This is a genomic window from Brevibacterium ihuae (genome assembly GCF_900184225.1).
GTDB classification, from domain to species: Bacteria; Actinomycetota; Actinomycetes; order Actinomycetales; family Brevibacteriaceae; genus Brevibacterium; species Brevibacterium ihuae.
Window position 1 is genome coordinate 213,679 of the sequence record NZ_FXWZ01000003.1, and the last position, 14,405, is coordinate 228,083.

General features: G+C 71.0%; 13 protein-coding genes. 3 read left to right on the top strand and 10 right to left on the bottom strand.

What is annotated here, in order from left to right; genetic code table 11:
- Positions 1–13: 13 nt before the first annotated feature.
- Both C1A17_RS06330 and ilvD read right to left on the bottom strand, forming a co-directional pair.
- Entirely contained in the window at positions 14–1,405 is a 1,392-nt protein-coding gene (locus tag C1A17_RS06330) for a C39 family peptidase (RefSeq protein WP_101651941.1), read from the bottom strand.
- A gap of 93 nt (positions 1,406–1,498) precedes the next feature.
- Complete coding sequence (gene ilvD / locus C1A17_RS06335) at positions 1,499–3,217, bottom strand: dihydroxy-acid dehydratase (protein ID WP_101651942.1); 1,719 nt, start codon at positions 3,215–3,217, stop codon at positions 1,499–1,501.
- 161 nt (positions 3,218–3,378) lie between these two features.
- Here ilvD and C1A17_RS06340 point away from each other — a divergent pair, with 161 nt between their 5' ends.
- Together C1A17_RS06340 and C1A17_RS06345 are read left to right on the top strand one after the other, a co-directional pair.
- The gene (locus C1A17_RS06340) at positions 3,379–4,866 is read left to right on the top strand and encodes a hemolysin family protein (protein ID WP_101651944.1); all 1,488 of its coding nucleotides are present in this window, start codon (positions 3,379–3,381) and stop codon (positions 4,864–4,866) included.
- Positions 4,863–5,912 (top strand): hemolysin family protein, encoded by a 1,050-nt coding sequence (locus C1A17_RS06345; protein ID WP_101651946.1) that lies wholly within the window; start codon positions 4,863–4,865, stop codon positions 5,910–5,912. The genes C1A17_RS06340 and C1A17_RS06345 overlap by 4 nt, the downstream gene beginning before the upstream one ends.
- 83 nt (positions 5,913–5,995) lie before the next feature.
- Here C1A17_RS06345 and C1A17_RS06350 read toward each other — a convergent pair whose 3' ends face one another.
- From C1A17_RS06350 to cysK, 7 genes are all read right to left on the bottom strand, one after another.
- Entirely contained in the window at positions 5,996–6,949 is a 954-nt protein-coding gene (locus C1A17_RS06350) for a 2-hydroxyacid dehydrogenase (RefSeq protein ID WP_101651948.1), read from the bottom strand.
- A 67-nt stretch (positions 6,950–7,016) separates the two neighbouring features.
- Positions 7,017–7,496 carry a MarR family winged helix-turn-helix transcriptional regulator gene (locus C1A17_RS06355; protein WP_101651950.1) on the bottom strand — a complete coding sequence of 160 codons (480 nt, stop codon included), beginning with the start codon at positions 7,494–7,496 and terminating at the stop codon, positions 7,017–7,019.
- The gene (locus C1A17_RS06360; RefSeq protein WP_101651953.1) at positions 7,474–8,094 is read right to left on the bottom strand and encodes a CE1759 family FMN reductase; all 621 of its coding nucleotides are present in this window, start codon (positions 8,092–8,094) and stop codon (positions 7,474–7,476) included. Before C1A17_RS06360 ends, C1A17_RS06355 begins: the two co-directional genes overlap by 23 nt.
- Entirely contained in the window at positions 8,091–9,275 is a 1,185-nt protein-coding gene (locus tag C1A17_RS06365) for a CE1758 family FMN-dependent luciferase-like monooxygenase (RefSeq protein ID WP_101651955.1), read from the bottom strand. Before C1A17_RS06365 ends, C1A17_RS06360 begins: the two co-directional genes overlap by 4 nt.
- Positions 9,276–9,630: 355 nt before the next feature.
- On the bottom strand, positions 9,631–10,404 hold the full coding sequence (locus C1A17_RS06370) for a class I SAM-dependent methyltransferase (RefSeq protein ID WP_101651957.1): 774 nt from the start codon (positions 10,402–10,404) through the stop codon (positions 9,631–9,633).
- Positions 10,405–10,441: 37 nt separating this feature from the next.
- Entirely contained in the window at positions 10,442–11,098 is a 657-nt protein-coding gene (gene epsC, locus C1A17_RS06375; RefSeq protein ID WP_101651959.1) for a serine O-acetyltransferase EpsC, read from the bottom strand.
- Positions 11,099–11,103: 5 nt separating this feature from the next.
- The gene (gene cysK, locus C1A17_RS06380; protein ID WP_101651962.1) at positions 11,104–12,033 is read right to left on the bottom strand and encodes a cysteine synthase A; all 930 of its coding nucleotides are present in this window, start codon (positions 12,031–12,033) and stop codon (positions 11,104–11,106) included.
- Between the two features lie 329 nt (positions 12,034–12,362).
- Between cysK and def the strand changes: the two genes are divergently transcribed.
- The gene (def, locus tag C1A17_RS06385; protein WP_101651964.1) at positions 12,363–12,938 is read left to right on the top strand and encodes a peptide deformylase; all 576 of its coding nucleotides are present in this window, start codon (positions 12,363–12,365) and stop codon (positions 12,936–12,938) included.
- Between the two features lie 68 nt (positions 12,939–13,006).
- Here def and C1A17_RS06390 read toward each other — a convergent pair whose 3' ends face one another.
- Positions 13,007–14,182 carry a hypothetical protein gene (locus tag C1A17_RS06390; RefSeq protein WP_180953237.1) on the bottom strand — a complete coding sequence of 392 codons (1,176 nt, stop codon included), beginning with the start codon at positions 14,180–14,182 and terminating at the stop codon, positions 13,007–13,009.
- Positions 14,183–14,405: the final 223 nt, after the last annotated feature.

A 14,405-nucleotide genomic window follows, 5' to 3' on the forward strand; every position in this document is an offset into this window, starting at 1 on the left:
ACCACTCGATACGTCAGCGTGGCCAGCGGACCCGGTAGATCAGCCCGCCGCTGCCCTCGTGGGACAGCCAGGCTCGCTCGAAGGCGGCGCGCGGGTAGATCCGGCGGACGTCCTCCGGAGTCCTGGCCGCGGGGTCGTGGACGCGGACGTCGCCGTCGGCGGTGAGGCCGGAGACGACGAGGAGGTGGCCTCCCGTCTCGTAGCCGGCCTCGGGCAGTTCCTCCGCGTCGAACATCACCGAGGCGATGAACGGCTCCCCGGCGGCGAGGAGCTCCTCCCCCGCGCGGAGGTCCGGAAGCGTGTCGAGGAAGGCATCGAATCCGAGGGCGGCCGCCCACGCGGTGTTGAAGGCCCAGTTCCCGGCGCCGTCATAGGCCGCGTCCCAGACCCCGCGCAGGGCGGTGCGAACCGCGGGCGAGGCGCCCTCGGTGAGCGGGCCGTCGTCCTCGACCCGCCCAGCGACGGAGGACGCCGCGTCGTCACCCGGGCAGCCCCGGTCACCGGATCGAGCCGTGCCCGAGGTGCCCGCACACCCCGTCCCGTCCGCACCTCTCGACGGGGCGTCGACCGTCGCCGGAGTCCCCGGCACCACCGGATCCGCGCGTCCACCACGATGGTCGAGGAAGTCGAGGAGCATCGTGAGCGAGGTCGGCGAACACCACACGTCTCCCCCGCCGTAGCCGGGCAGCTCGCCCTGCCGGCGTTGGGAGATCGGCGGCAGGAGCAGCTCGATGTCGATGCCACCCGGAGCCGAGGGGACGATGTCCGCCCGTCGGGGCGCCGGACCTCGGGTGAGGACGGAGATCCGTTCGAGCACGGGGAGCTCCCCCGATGGCCCGGGATGGAGGAGCGCTTCGACCTCGAACACGTCCGCCGCTCCGCCGAGCGCCGAGGCGTCGACCCGCACGGTGTCCGCCTCGACCGTGATCCCGTGCACCGCCTGCCCGGGCACTGTGGTCGACCGGAATTCCGGATCGGTCGACCAGCGGGCGACCACCGCCCGGTCCGACCATCCTGCGGCCGACGCGCCGCCGGTACCCCTGCCCGCATCTGCGCTCGGGGTCGCACCGTCGTCCACGGCGGGCCCGGACGAAGAGATGCCGGAACCTTCCTGCCCAGCCGGAAGGGTTTCGGAGTTCTTCTGCCCGGTCGCAGGGGTGTCGGACTCCTTCTCCCCCGTCGGTGCAGCGCCGGAGCTTCCCGGGGCAGCGACACCGCCGGCGCGACCGGTACCGCTGCTCCGGCCGACCCGGATCCGCACCTCGATCGAGGTCCCGGCCGGGGTGCGGGCGGTCCACGTGGGGATCGCCTCGCTGAATGCGGCGACGTGCACCGATGGGGCCTCCCACCGATGCACGCCGTGGTCCTCTGCGCGGATCCGTCCGCGCACGTGCGTCACCGTCATCCCGGCCGTCACACCACTCGAGTGGTCATGTTCGGTCGGATACTCGGGAGTATTCGACCGAACATGACCACTCGAGGGTGTCCTGGGAGAGTCTCAGTCCGTCGTCACCGCGCCGGAGGACGCCGAGCCGACGAGCTTCGCGTACTTGCCGAGGGTGCCGGTGAGGCGGTGGTTCTCCGGCACGGTCCACGACTTCCGCCGCTCGGCGAGCACGTCCTCCGCGACGTCGAGCTCGATCGTCCGGGCGGCGATGTCGACCCGGATCCGGTCGCCGTCCTCGACGAGAGCGATCGGCCCGCCGTCGACCGCCTCGGGGGCGACGTGGCCGATGCACAGACCCGTGGAGCCGCCGGAGAACCGGCCGTCGGTGATGAGGAGGACGTCCTTGCCGATGCCGGCGCCCTTGATCGCGCCGGTGATCGCGAGCATCTCGCGCATGCCGGGGCCGCCCTTGGGACCTTCGTAGCGGATGACGACGACGTCGCCGGGCTTGAGCTCCCCGCCGAGCACCGCGTCCATCGCCGGCTGCTCCTGGTCGAACACCCGCGCCGTGCCCTCGAAGACATCGGCGTCGAAGCCGGCGGACTTGACGACCGCACCCTCCGGGGCGAGCGAGCCGTGGAGCACGGTGAGCCCGCCGGTGGCGTGGATCGGGTTGTCGAGCGCGCGGAGGATCTTGCCATCGGGGTCCGGCGGGTTGATCGACGCGAGGTTCTCCGCGACGGTCTTGCCCGTCACGGTGAGGCAGTCGCCGTTGAGCAGACCGGCGTCGAGGAGCGCCTTCATCACCACCGGCACGCCGCCGATCTTGAACACGTCGTTCATCACGTAGTCGCCGAACGGCTTGACGTTGCCGAGGTGCGGGACCCGGTCGCCCACCCGGTTGAAGTCCTCGAGGGTGAGCTCAACCTCGGCCTCGTGGGCGATCGCCATGAGGTGGAGGACGGCGTTCGTCGAGCCGCCGAACGCCATGACGACGGCGATCGCGTTGAGGAGCGAGTCGCGGGTGATGATGTCGCGGGCGGTGATGCCCTGCTTGAGGAGGTTGACCACGGCCTCGCCGGACTGGCGGGCGAAGAGCGTGCGGTTGCGGTGGATCGCCGGGGGCGCGGCCGAGCCCGGCAGGGACATGCCCATCGCCTCGGCGGCCGAGGCCATGGTGTTCGCGGTGTACATGCCGCCGCAGGCGCCCTCGCCCGGGCACACAGCGCGCTCGATCGCGTCGACGTCGGCCTCGGTCATCTTGCCGGCGCGGCAGGCGCCGACCGCCTCGAAGGCGTCGATGAGCGTGACCTCCTTCTCCGTGCCGTCGGAGAGCTTCGCGGTGCCGGGCATGATCGAGCCGTTGTAGAGGAACACGCTCGACAGGCCGAGGCGCGCGGCGGCCATGAGCATGCCGGGGATCGACTTGTCGCAGCCGGCGAGGAGCACGGAGCCGTCGAGCCGCTCGGCGTTCATCACGGTCTCCACGGAGTCGGTGATGATCTCGCGCGAGACGAGCGAGTAGTGCATGCCCTCGTGTCCCATCGAGATGCCGTCGGACACCGAGATCGTCCCGAACTCGAGGGGGTAGCCGCCGGCGTTGTGCACGCCCTCCTTGGCGAAGCCGGCGAGCTTCTCGAGCGTGAGGTTGCACGGCGTGATCTCGTTCCACGACGAGGCGACGCCGATCTGCGGCTTGACCCAGTCGCCGTCGTCCATGCCGACCGCGCGGAGCATTCCGCGCGCGGCCGCCTTCTCGAGTCCGTCGGTCACATCGCGGGACCGGGGTTTGATATCGACACCGGGCTTGACATCCGTTTGTTCGCTCATGCTCGCAGTCTAGATCCGGGGGTCGGGTTTGTCGCCGGTCCGTCACATCCTGGACGCCCGGACAGCGCCCGCCGAGGCCTCCCCGCGCTGCCCGGGCCTCCCTTGCCGAATCGTCCTCGACAGGGCGGGTTGGATAGGATTCTCCCCATGGTGATCCCTTCATGACGGCCGCCTGGCTGCTGCTCCTCGCCGTCGTCGCACTCATCCTCGCCAACGCCCTCTTCGTCGCGGTCGAGTTCGCATTCCTCACCGTCAACAAGAACGAGGTCCGGCGCGCCGCGTCCGACGGCGACCGGACGATGCAGGCGGTGTCCGATTCGCTGTCGAAGACTTCGAGCAACCTCTCCGGGGCCCAGCTCGGCATCACGGTGACGAGCCTCGTCGTCGGCTTCCTCACCGGACCCTCGCTCGGCGTCCTCCTCGCCGAGGGGCTCGGCTGGACGGGCATGTCCCCCGCCGCCGCGACCGGTATCGCGACCACCGCGGCCTTCGTCATCGCGACCTTCAGCCAGATGGTGTTCGGTGAGCTCGTCCCGAAGAACTGGGCGATCGCCGAACCCGCCCTCGTGTCCCGCCTCGTCGTGTTCCCGCAGAAGGTCTTCATGGCGATCTTCGGTTGGCTCGTGTGGGTCCTCAACTCCGCGGCCAACGTCGTGCTCCGGCTCCTCGGCTTCACCCCCGAGGAGGAGGTCGCGAGCGCGCGCACCGCTCAGGAGCTCCGCGCGGTCGTGTCGCAGTCGGGCCAGCAGGGCACCCTCGACCGCACCACCGCCGAGCTCGCCGCCCGCTCCATCGAGTTCGGCCAGCGCACCGCCGCCGACGTCATGCAGCCCCGGCCCCAGGTGACCTTCCTCGACGAGCACTCCGCGCAGGACCTCCTCGATCTCGTCGCCGCCACCGGCCACTCCCGCTTCCCGGTCACCGGGGACGGCGTCGACGACATCGTCGGGGTCGTCCACTTCAAGCACGCCCTCGCCGTCCCCCACGAGCAGCGCGTCACCACCCCGGTGCGCGATCTCGTCGTCGACGTCCCCCACGTCGTCGAATCGATGACCCTCGACCCGCTCCTCGCCGAGCTCCGGGAGCCCGGCCTCCAGCTCGCGATCGTCGTCGACGAGTACGGCGGCACGGCGGGCATCGTCACGCTCGAGGACCTGCTCGAGGAGATCGTCGGCGAGATCGACGACGAACAGGACCCCGGCGAGGACAAGCACGAGCGCCTCGCCGACGGCGGGATCGCCGTGTCCGGGCTGCTCCGACCCGACGAGCTCGGCGAGATCCTCGACCTCCGGCTGCCCGAGGGCGAGGAGTCGGACACCCTCGGCGGACTCATCGCGGAGATCCTCAACCAGATGCCCGAGCCCGGTGACCGGATCGAGCTCGACGGGAAGGACCTCTCGGACACCGATGAGGACGACCTGCCGACGCCGGCCCGCATCGCCCTCGCCGTGGAGACCATGGACGGCCAGCGGGTCGGTCGCATCATCGTCCACCGCATCGCCCTCAACCCGGAGGACGATGCCGAGCCGGACAGTGACCGTGCCGACACCCCGGAACCGCCGGAGGGCCGTGCGGGCGACGATCGGGTGACGGCCTCCCCCGGTGAGCACACCGGATCCACCGCCGCCACGGAAGGAGAACGCTCATGAGCGACGGCGTCGCGATCCTCGTCCTCGTCCTGCTGCTCGCTGGCAACGCCTTCTTCGTCGGCGCCGAGTTCGCCATGGTGTCCGCGCGCCGCGATCAGATCGAGCCGCGGGCCACCGAGGGCGGCACCGCCGCGCGCTGGACGCTGCGCGGCATCACGGACGTCTCGGTCTCGCTCGCAGCCACCCAGCTCGGCATCACCGCGTGCTCGCTGCTCATCGGCGCGGTCGGCGAACCGGCGATCGCCCACCTCATCGAGGGTCCGCTCGAGTCGTGGGGCGTGCCCGGCGGGCTCGTCCATCCGATCGCGCTCGTCATCGCGCTCCTCATCGTCACCTTCCTCCACATGGTGCTCGGCGAGATGGTGCCGAAGAACATGGCGATCGCGAAGCCCGCGGCATCCGCCCTCCTGCTCGGCCCGGTCCTGCGGGTGTTCGTCGTCGTGTTCCGCCCCTTCATCTGGCTCATGAACACCGCCGCGAACCTCGTCGTCAAGCACGTGCTCCGCGCGGAGCCGAAGGACGAGGTGTCCTCCTCCTTCACCTCGGCCGAAGTGCTCGAGTTCGTCACCGAGTCCGGGCGCGAGGGCCTGTTGGACAGCGAGGAGATCCGGCTGCTCACCGGTGCGCTCAAGTTCGAGGAGCTCACCGCCTCCGACGTCGCGCTCCGACCCGGCACGGTGCGCACGATCGCACGGACCGCGACCGTCGCCGAGGTCGAGGAGCTGTGCGCCGACACCGGGTTCTCACGGTTCCCCGTCACCGACGACGCCGGCGGACTCGCCGGCTACGTCCATGCCAAGGACCTGCTCGGCCTGCCCGCCGAGAAGCGCGGGGAGCCGATCCCCGCCGAGGCCGTCCGCGAGCTCGCCTCGGTCCCCGCGGACGCGAAGCTCCGGCGGGTGATGATGACGATGCAGCGGACGAACTCCCACATGGCGATCATCGACGGCGGTCCCCGCTCGGCCGACGAGGTCTCGGTCATCGCCCTCGAGGACGTCCTCGAGAAGCTCGTCGGCGAGGTGCGGGACGCCACCAGCCCGGTCTGAGACCGGGGCTCGAGCACGGTTCCGACGCTCAAGGGGGCCGGGTGCAGCTGCACCCGGCCCCCTTCAGCAGGTCTCCCCGCCGATCACTCCTCGACGATGTTGAGGAGATCCTGACCGGACTGGATGCGGAGGAGCTGCTCGGCGAGCAGGGCCTCGATGCGCGGGACGAACGCCGTCGTGTCGCCGCCGACGTGCGGGGTGAGGAGGGTGTTGGGCGTCCCCCACAGCGGGTGGTTCTCCGGCAGCGGCTCGGGGTCGACGACGTCGAGTGCGGCGTGCAGACGGCCGGACCGGAGCTCCTCGACGAGGGCGTCGGTGTCGATCACCGGGCCGCGCGCGACATTGACGACGAGCGCGTTGTCGGGCAGCTGGGCGAGGAACTCCGCATCGACGAGGTGATGCGTGGAATCGGTGAGCGGTGTGATGAGGATGACGACCTCGGCGTGCGGGAGGAGCTTCGGCAGCTCGTCGGCGCCGTGCACCCGTCCGTGGTCGTCGGTCCGGGCGCGGGACCCGACCCGGGTGATCTCGACCTCGAACGGCTCGAGCCGCCGGCAGATCTCGGTGCCGATGCCGCCCACCCCGACGATGAGCACGCGGCGGTCGGCGAGCGAGCGACGCCGCCGGTGGTTCCACGTCCGCGACACCATGTCGCGCGCGGCGTCGTCGATGCCGCGCAGGCTGCCGAGGGTGAGCGCGACCGCCATCTCCGCGGTCGCCGCGGCGTGCACGCCCGAGGCGGTGGCGATCCGCGCGCGGCCGCCCAGCCGGTCGGCGACGATGTCGTAGCCGGTGGTCTGGAGCTGGATGAGCTCGAGGTTGGGCAGCTCGTCGAGGAGCGCGGCAGTGGGACTCGCATCGAGATAGGGCAGGACGATCGCGTCGATCGAGTCCCTGCTCACTCCGGGGTCCCGGTGCTCCGCGGACCACACGACGAGCTTGAGATCGGCATGCTGATGATCGGGGATCCGCGCGTCCACGTGATCGCGCAGCTCGGCGTCCGGAAAGGCGATGGTGCGGATGTCGTGAGTCGTCATGCCCTCATTGTGGCAGACCGCACCGCAACCGGACGGGCCGTCGCGACGCCTGGCCGCGGCCGCCGGTTCACGGCAGCCGCGCGGCGATCGAGCGGCTGATCCGCAGGAGGTGCTCGGCGTCGCCGGGTGCAAGCGCCTTCTCGAAGTGCTCGGCGATGTGGGCGCGGTGGATCCGGCCGGCCGCGCGGAACTCGTCCCAGCCGGCGTCGGTGAGCGTGATGAGGTGAGCGCGGCCGTCCTGCGGGCACGCGCTCTTGACGACCCAGCCCTTCTTCTCGAGGAGCCCGATCCGGTACGTGAGCCGGGGGGCGGAGAACACGAGGCGCTCGGCGAGCACGCTCATCCGCAGGGTGCGGGCGGGCGCCTCGACGAGGAGGAGCAGGAGGTTGTAGTCGCTCAGGCCGAAGCCCACCTCCCGGCGGAGCTCGGCGTCGAGCAGACCGACGAGCCGCTGGGACGTCTCGAAGTGGCTCCGCCAGGCGTCGAGCACGCTCGCCTCCGCGAGCAGGTTCGGCCGGGTGGCCTCAGGTGCCGAGGAGCTGGTCAAAGGGGGTCACCGCCTCGGGGTCGAGGTCGTCGAACACGCTCCGGGTCTCCGCCGGCTGGGCGGCGACGAGCTCGGCGAGCTCCTCGGCGACGGCGCGGACCCGGCCGCCCATCCCGGACACCGCCTCGGGCGCTCCCCAGTCGTCGGTCGCGGCGAACACCGAGGTCGGGACCGCGAGCCCCTTGAGGTAGGCGACGAGCGGCCGGAGCTGCGCGTCGATGACGAGCGAGTGCCGGGAGGTGCCTCCGGTGGCGGCGAGCGCGACGGGGATGCCGCGCAGTCCCGCGTCGGGGAACAGCTGCCAGAACAGGGACACGAGGCCGAGCGGGGCGGCGTTGTAGACCGGGGTGACGATGACGAGGCCGTGCGCGGTGCGGATCCGCTCGAACGCGGATTCGAGCGCCTCGGAGGCGATGCCGGTGAGCGTCATGTCGACGAGGTCGTGCGCGAGCGGACGGAGCTCGATGATCTCGATCTCCGCCTCGGCGCCGACCGGCCGCAGCTGCTCGCGGACCGCGGCGAGGATGCGCTCGGCGAGCGCGGTCGAGTTCGACGGGTCACCCGTGCCGCCGGAGACGGCGACGATGCGGTACGTCATCGCGCACCCCCTGCGGTCGCGGATTCGGTCTCGCGCTCGGCGCGCGCGGCCCGGTCGCGGTAGGCCTGCGATTCGGGACCGCCGCCGGCCACCGGGTCCTCGCCCGCCCGGTGGCGCTCGACGAGCCATGCGTGGGTCGGGGCGTCGGGGACGTCGGCCGGGCGTGCGGCGTCCATCTCCCTGCGGAGCACCGGGAGCACCTCGGCGCCGAAGATGTCCATCTGCTCGAGCACGGTGTCGGTCGGCAGACCGGCGTGGTCGATGAGGAACATCAGGCGCTGGTAGTCGCCGGCCCAGTCGCGCATCGAGAGGTAGCGCTCGATGACCTGCTGGGGGCTGCCGACGGTGAGCGGGGTCTGCGCGGTGAAGTCCTCGAGGCTCGGACCGTGGCCGTAGACCGGGGCGTTGTCGAAGTACGGGCGGAACTGCGTGACGGCGTCCTGCGAGTTCTTCGCCATGAACACCTGCCCGCCGAGGCCGACGAAGGCCTGGTCGGCGCGACCGTGGCCGTAGTACTCGTACCGCTGGCGATAGAGCTTGACCATGCGCGCGGTGTGCGAGGCCGGCCAGAAGATGTTGTTGTGGAAGAACCCGTCGCCGTAGTAGGCGGCCTGCTCGGCGATCTCGGGGCTGCGGATCGAGCCGTGCCACACGAAGGGCGGCACTTCGTCGAGCGGGAAAGGCGTCACGGTGAACCCGTTGAGCGGGGTGCGGAGGTTGCCCTCCCAGTCGACGTTCTTCTCCCGCCACAGGCGGTAGAGGAGGTTGTAGTTCTCGATCGCGAGCGGGATGCCCTGCCGGATGTCCTTGCCGAACCACGGGTAGACCGGGCCGGTGTTGCCGCGGCCCATGGTGAGCGAGACGCGGCCCCCGGACAGGTGCTGGAGGTAGCCGTAGTCCTCGGCGAGCCGGGCGGGGTCGTTCGTCGTGATGAGCGTCGTCGCCGTCGAGAGGCGCAGCGTCGAGGTGGTGGCGGCGACGTGGGCGAGCAGGACCGCCGGGTTGGCCGGGGCGACGAAGGGCGGGTTGTGGTGCTCGCCGGTGGCGAACACGTCGAAGCCGACCTCCTCGGCCTTCTGGGCGATCCGCAGGGTGGACTGCAGCCGCTCGTGCTCCGTGGGGGTGGTTCCGGTCGTGGGATCGGTGGTGACATCGCCGATCGTGAAGACGCCGATTTCCATGATGCTCCTTCGTGCTCGACTGCGCACCGAGCTCTTTTGTTGAACTCTCAACTACTTGGTTAAAAGTTTAACACATTGACCGGCGCAGGTATTCCCGGCGGCGTTCGGCGGGGGAAGGCACAGCGGTCAGAGCAGGACGGTTGAAGTGGGATGGGCGGAGTGGGCGTGGGTGGGGCCGGTGCGGTGAGCGAGCGTCATGGAACGGGATGTCCTCACCCGACTGCGCGGCATCTTTCGATCTGCGCGCAATTGCGCGTGGATCGAAAGATACCGCGCAGTACGCACGGCGCCGGCGAGGGCCGAGACGCCGGTTCTCCCCCTCGGGCGCCTACCCTCGCCTCCCGGAGGCTCCGGCTCACACCCGGCCGAGGCGCCCGCGGAGCGGCCAGCGGAACGTGTGCCTGCGGGCCGGGTCGCCCCAGAGGGCACGGAGGTCGGCGGCGAAGGCGGCGAACACGTCGTCCCGGCCGGCCTCGGCGGCGGCGTGCACCGCCGTCCACGTCGACACGTAGCCGAGGAAGTCGTCGAGCGCGAGATCGCGGACGATGGCGAGGTCCGACATCGGGAGCTCGGGGAACGGGAAGGCGAGGGTCGCGTAGCCCGCGTCGACGTGACGGCGCTCCGGCGGCCAGAACGGACCGATCCCCTCCGTGTAGAAGCGATCGAACATGGGAGCGAACTCCGGCGGCGTCTCGATCACGCCGTAGCTCACGAGGGCGAGGACGGCGTGCGGTGCCGCGACCCGCCTGACCTCGGAGTAGAAGGCGTCGAGATCGAACCAGTGAGCGGCCTGCGCGGCGGCGACGAGGTGGACGGAGGCATCCGCGGCGGGCAGCGCCTCGGCGGGCGCTCGGACATAGGTGATGCGCGGGTGCGCGGTGGCGCGGGACAGCTGATCGGCGCTCGGGTCGGCGCCGATGACACGGGTGAAGTGCTCCGCGAGGCCGCGCGTCAGCTGTCCGGTCCCGCAGCCGACGTCGAGAGCGCAGAGCTCCGCGTCGTCCGCAGAGCCGGAGGCGGCAACAGACCGGCGAGCCGCCTCCGCGAGGTGGGCGGCGAGCTCCGGAGGGTACGAAGGCCGGAACCGAGCGTAGCGCTCGGCTCCGGCCTCGAACCGGTTCCGGGTCATGAGCGGGCCACCCGGCCCGTCCGCTGCGGCATCCGGATCAGATCCAGATCGCCGGGTCGACGAGCTCGAACTCGCCGCCGTGGGGCCGGGTCACCCCGGCCGGCTGCTTGATCGTCGCCGGCACGCCGACGGCGATCGAGTTCGGCGGGACGTCCTTGACGACCACCGCGTTCGCACCGACGGACGAGCCGTCACCCACCGTCACCGGGCCGATGACCTTGGCGCCGGCCCCGACGAGCACGTCGTTGCCGAGAGTCGGATGGCGCTTCTCCTGCTCCATCGAGGTCCCGCCGAGCGTGACCTGCTGGTAGAGCATGACGTCGTCGCCGATCTCCGCGGTCTCGCCGACGACGATGCCGTTGGCGTGGTCGATGAAGAAGCGGCGGCCGATCGTCGCGCCCGGATGGATCTCCACCCCGGTGAGGGTGCGCACGACCTGCGAGAGCAGACGTGCGGGGACCTTGCCGGAGGGGTGCTGCCACAGCTTGTGGAGACCGCGGTGCGCCCAGATCGCATGGAGACCCGGATAGCTGATGAGGGTGACGAGATCGCTGTGCACCGCCGGGTCACGGCGTCGGGCGTTGTCGAGATCCTCGCGCACGGTGGCCCGCACCGCGGGGCGCGTTGCGGCGAAGGCCGCGGCCACGGCGGCGGTGCCGACGGTGCCGACGGCGATCCTGGTCAGGAGAGACATCGTCCTCAGTCCATGTACTCGGAGAACAGCGGGGTGGTGAGGTAGCGCTCGCCGAAGCTCGGGATGATCACCACGACGCGCTTGCCCTGGAACTCGGGACGGGAGGCGACCTTCTCCGCGGCGGTGACGGCGGCGCCGGAGGAGATGCCCACGAGGAGGCCCTCCTCGGTGGCGACCTGGCGGGCCTTGGCGAAGGCGTCGTCGTTCGACACCGCGATGACCTCGTCGTAGACCTCGGTGTCGAGGATGTCGGGGACGAAGTTCGCGCCGATCCCCTGGATCATGTGCGGACCTGCCTGACCGGTGCTCAGCAGGGCGGAGGCCTCCGGCTCGACGGCGACGATGTGGATGTTCGGGTTCCTCTCCTTGAGGAGGCGGCCCGCACCGGTGATGGTGCCGCCGGTGCCGATGCCGGACACGAAGACGTCGACCTGGCCGTCGGTGTCGGCGAGGATCTCCTCACCGGTGGTCTCGCGGTGGACCTGCGGGTTGGCGGCGTTGGAGAACTGGCGGACGAGCACGGCCTCGTCGGCGGAGCCGATCTCCTCGGCCTTGGCGACGGCGCCCTTCATGCCCTCGGCCTTGGGGGTGAGGACGAGCTCGGCGCCGAATGCGCGGAGCAGCGCGCGGCGCTCCTTCGACATCGACTCCGGCATGGTGAGGACGACGCGGTAGCCGCGGGAGGCGCCGATCATCGCGAGCGCGATGCCGGTGTTGCCCGAGGTCGCCTCGACGATGGTGCCGCCGGGCTTGAGGTCGCCCGAGGCCTCGGCGGCGTCGATCATCGCGACGCCGATCCGGTCCTTGACCGAGTTCGCCGGGTTGTAGAACTCGAGCTTGCCGACGATCTCGGCACCGGTCCGCTCGCTCGCGCGGCCGAGCTTGACCAGCGGGGTCCGTCCGACGAGCTCGGAGACGTTGTTGTAGATCTTCAAGGCGTGTCCTTCCGTTCGCACACAGGGGGTGGGTGACCGCTGCGCGAGGAGCTCGGACCTGGGTATGGGAGGGCCGTGCTCTTCGCCCACACACCAGCCAATGGCTTCAGCTGCTGGATCCCGGCGGCGCCGCTGCGGGCACGCCGGGCTCGGTGATCTTCGTCGTCGTCAACGACGGTCGTGAGGCCATTATTCCATCGTCGCAGGCCGGGGGCCCACCGGGTCCGACACCCGGGACCAGCACCCCGGCGGTCACCCGAAGACGGACCGCCGACGGGCGGGCGGAGCGCAGAGGTGAGGTGAGCCCGGCTCGGCTAGAATCCGGGACCATGGCCATTCATCCCATCGTCGTCTACACCGAGCCCGTGCTCCACCGCCGGGCCGAGCCCGTCACCGACTTCGGCGAGGAGCTGCAGACGCTCATCGCCGACATGTTCGAGACCCTCGCCGCCTCGAAGGGGGTGGGCCTCGCAGCCCCGCAGATCGGCGTCGGGAAACAGGTGTTCGTCTATGACGCCGACGACGAGGCCGCCGGGATCCGGCGGCGCGGCGTGTTCGTCAACCCGGTCCTCGTCGCCTCGAAGATCGAGGACTCCCGTCCGGACCCCGACGCCGATTCCGAGGGGTGCCTGTCGGTCCCGGGCCTCGACTTCCCGCTCAAGCGGGCGCACCGGGTGACGGTCTCGGGAAGGGATGAGGCCGGTGAGCCGATCAGCCTCGCCGTCGAGGGCTGGTTCGCCCGGATCATGCAGCACGAGTTCGACCATCTCCAGGGAACGCTCTACGTCGACCGGCTCGATGCCCGCTGGTCGAAGAAGTGGAAGCGCGCCCGGAAGGAGTACGGGTACGACGAGGAAGGGATCTCCTGGCTGCCGGGGACCGACCCGGATCCGTTCGGCCACTGAGCCCCGATCCGTTCGGGCACTGAGACCCACGGCGCGCTCCGGGCGAGGACGCACCGCCCCGCGGACGCTCAGTCGCGGCGGTGCGCGTGGAGGTCGCGGCTCTGCCGGCGGAGCTCCGCTTCGAGATCGAACACCGGTTCCCCGCCCGGTTCGAGCGCGGCGCGCGCCTCCGGTGCGGACGATCCGCCGGACTCCCCCGCCGGGGTACCGGCCGCAGCGGAGCCGTCCCGCTGCGCCTGGGCGAGCCGGCGGTCGAGGTCGTCGAGATCGTCGAACTCCTCCGCCGTCTCCTCGAGCTCGGCGAGGAGCCCCTTGATGACGTCCGCGTGCGATTCCGCCTCGATGTTGAGCTCCCGGAAGCGCCAGTCGGCGGACTCGTCGTCGGCGGTGCGGGAGAGCACGTCGAGCACCCGGTCGCCGAGCACCTTGGACTGCTCGGTGTGGGCGAGAACGGTGAGCTGCCGGTCGAGATCGAGGAGGTGCTCGTAGTACTCGTGCATCGCAACGACGCGGTCGGCCATCGAGCGGAACGCGGTCGCGAGCTTGGAGAGATAGGTGTCGATCCGCGCGCTCGTCTGCGGTTCGCGCACGGACTCGAGCTCGCTGCGGAGCTCGACGAGCTCCTGCAGCCGGGTGCCGATCGAGGCGACGGCATGATCGAGGTCGACGCGCGCCACGTGGTCCTGCAGGATCGGATGGGTCCAGGCCCGGGTCTGCGCGATCCGCCGGGCGGTGACGACCGCGAGGTGGAAGAGGCGCTGCTCGTCGGTGTCCTGGCCGGAGGTCAGACCCGGGATCCAGCCGAGGTCCGAGGGGGTGATCCAGCGCGCGGCGGCCGCCGACTCCTTGTCCTTGCGCGACAGGCGGCGGGGATCCCGGCGGTACTTGAGTCCGGTCCAGCCCGCGGTCACCGCGGTGACCGCGCCGAAGACACCGGTGGCGACGATGCCGGTGGCGACGATGTCACCGGCGAGCGCGAAGATCGCGGTGGGCACTGCGGCGAGACCGGTCGCGGTGAGGCCGGCCCCTGCGGTGGTGCGGTAGACGAAGTTCGAGCGGATGATGTTGCGGCTCATCGCCGGTGACACGAAGACCGGGGCCGGGGAGCCCGCCGACGTCCGATAGCCGCGTGCCTTCCACGTGCCCATGACGCTCGGGGACACGCTGTCGGGCACGAGGATCCGATACACCGGCGGGGTCGTTCCGCACTCCTCGCGCCACAGCGACTTCCAGGTTCTCGTCACGGTCCACCTTCCGTCCTCGCAGCGACTGTCCGATCCGTGGGATCCAGTGTAGGCCGATGAACTGGACCATCTCTGAGTATTCGGGCGACAGCACGGCTCCCGAGGCGAAGTCGGGGGATATCCCCACCCCTCCTCGGGAGCCGTGGCGTGCCGCTGCGAGCCGGCGACCGGTCGCGTGCGGAGTCGCGCGGCCGCGGGCCGGTCGACGCGTCGGCCGCGGGCG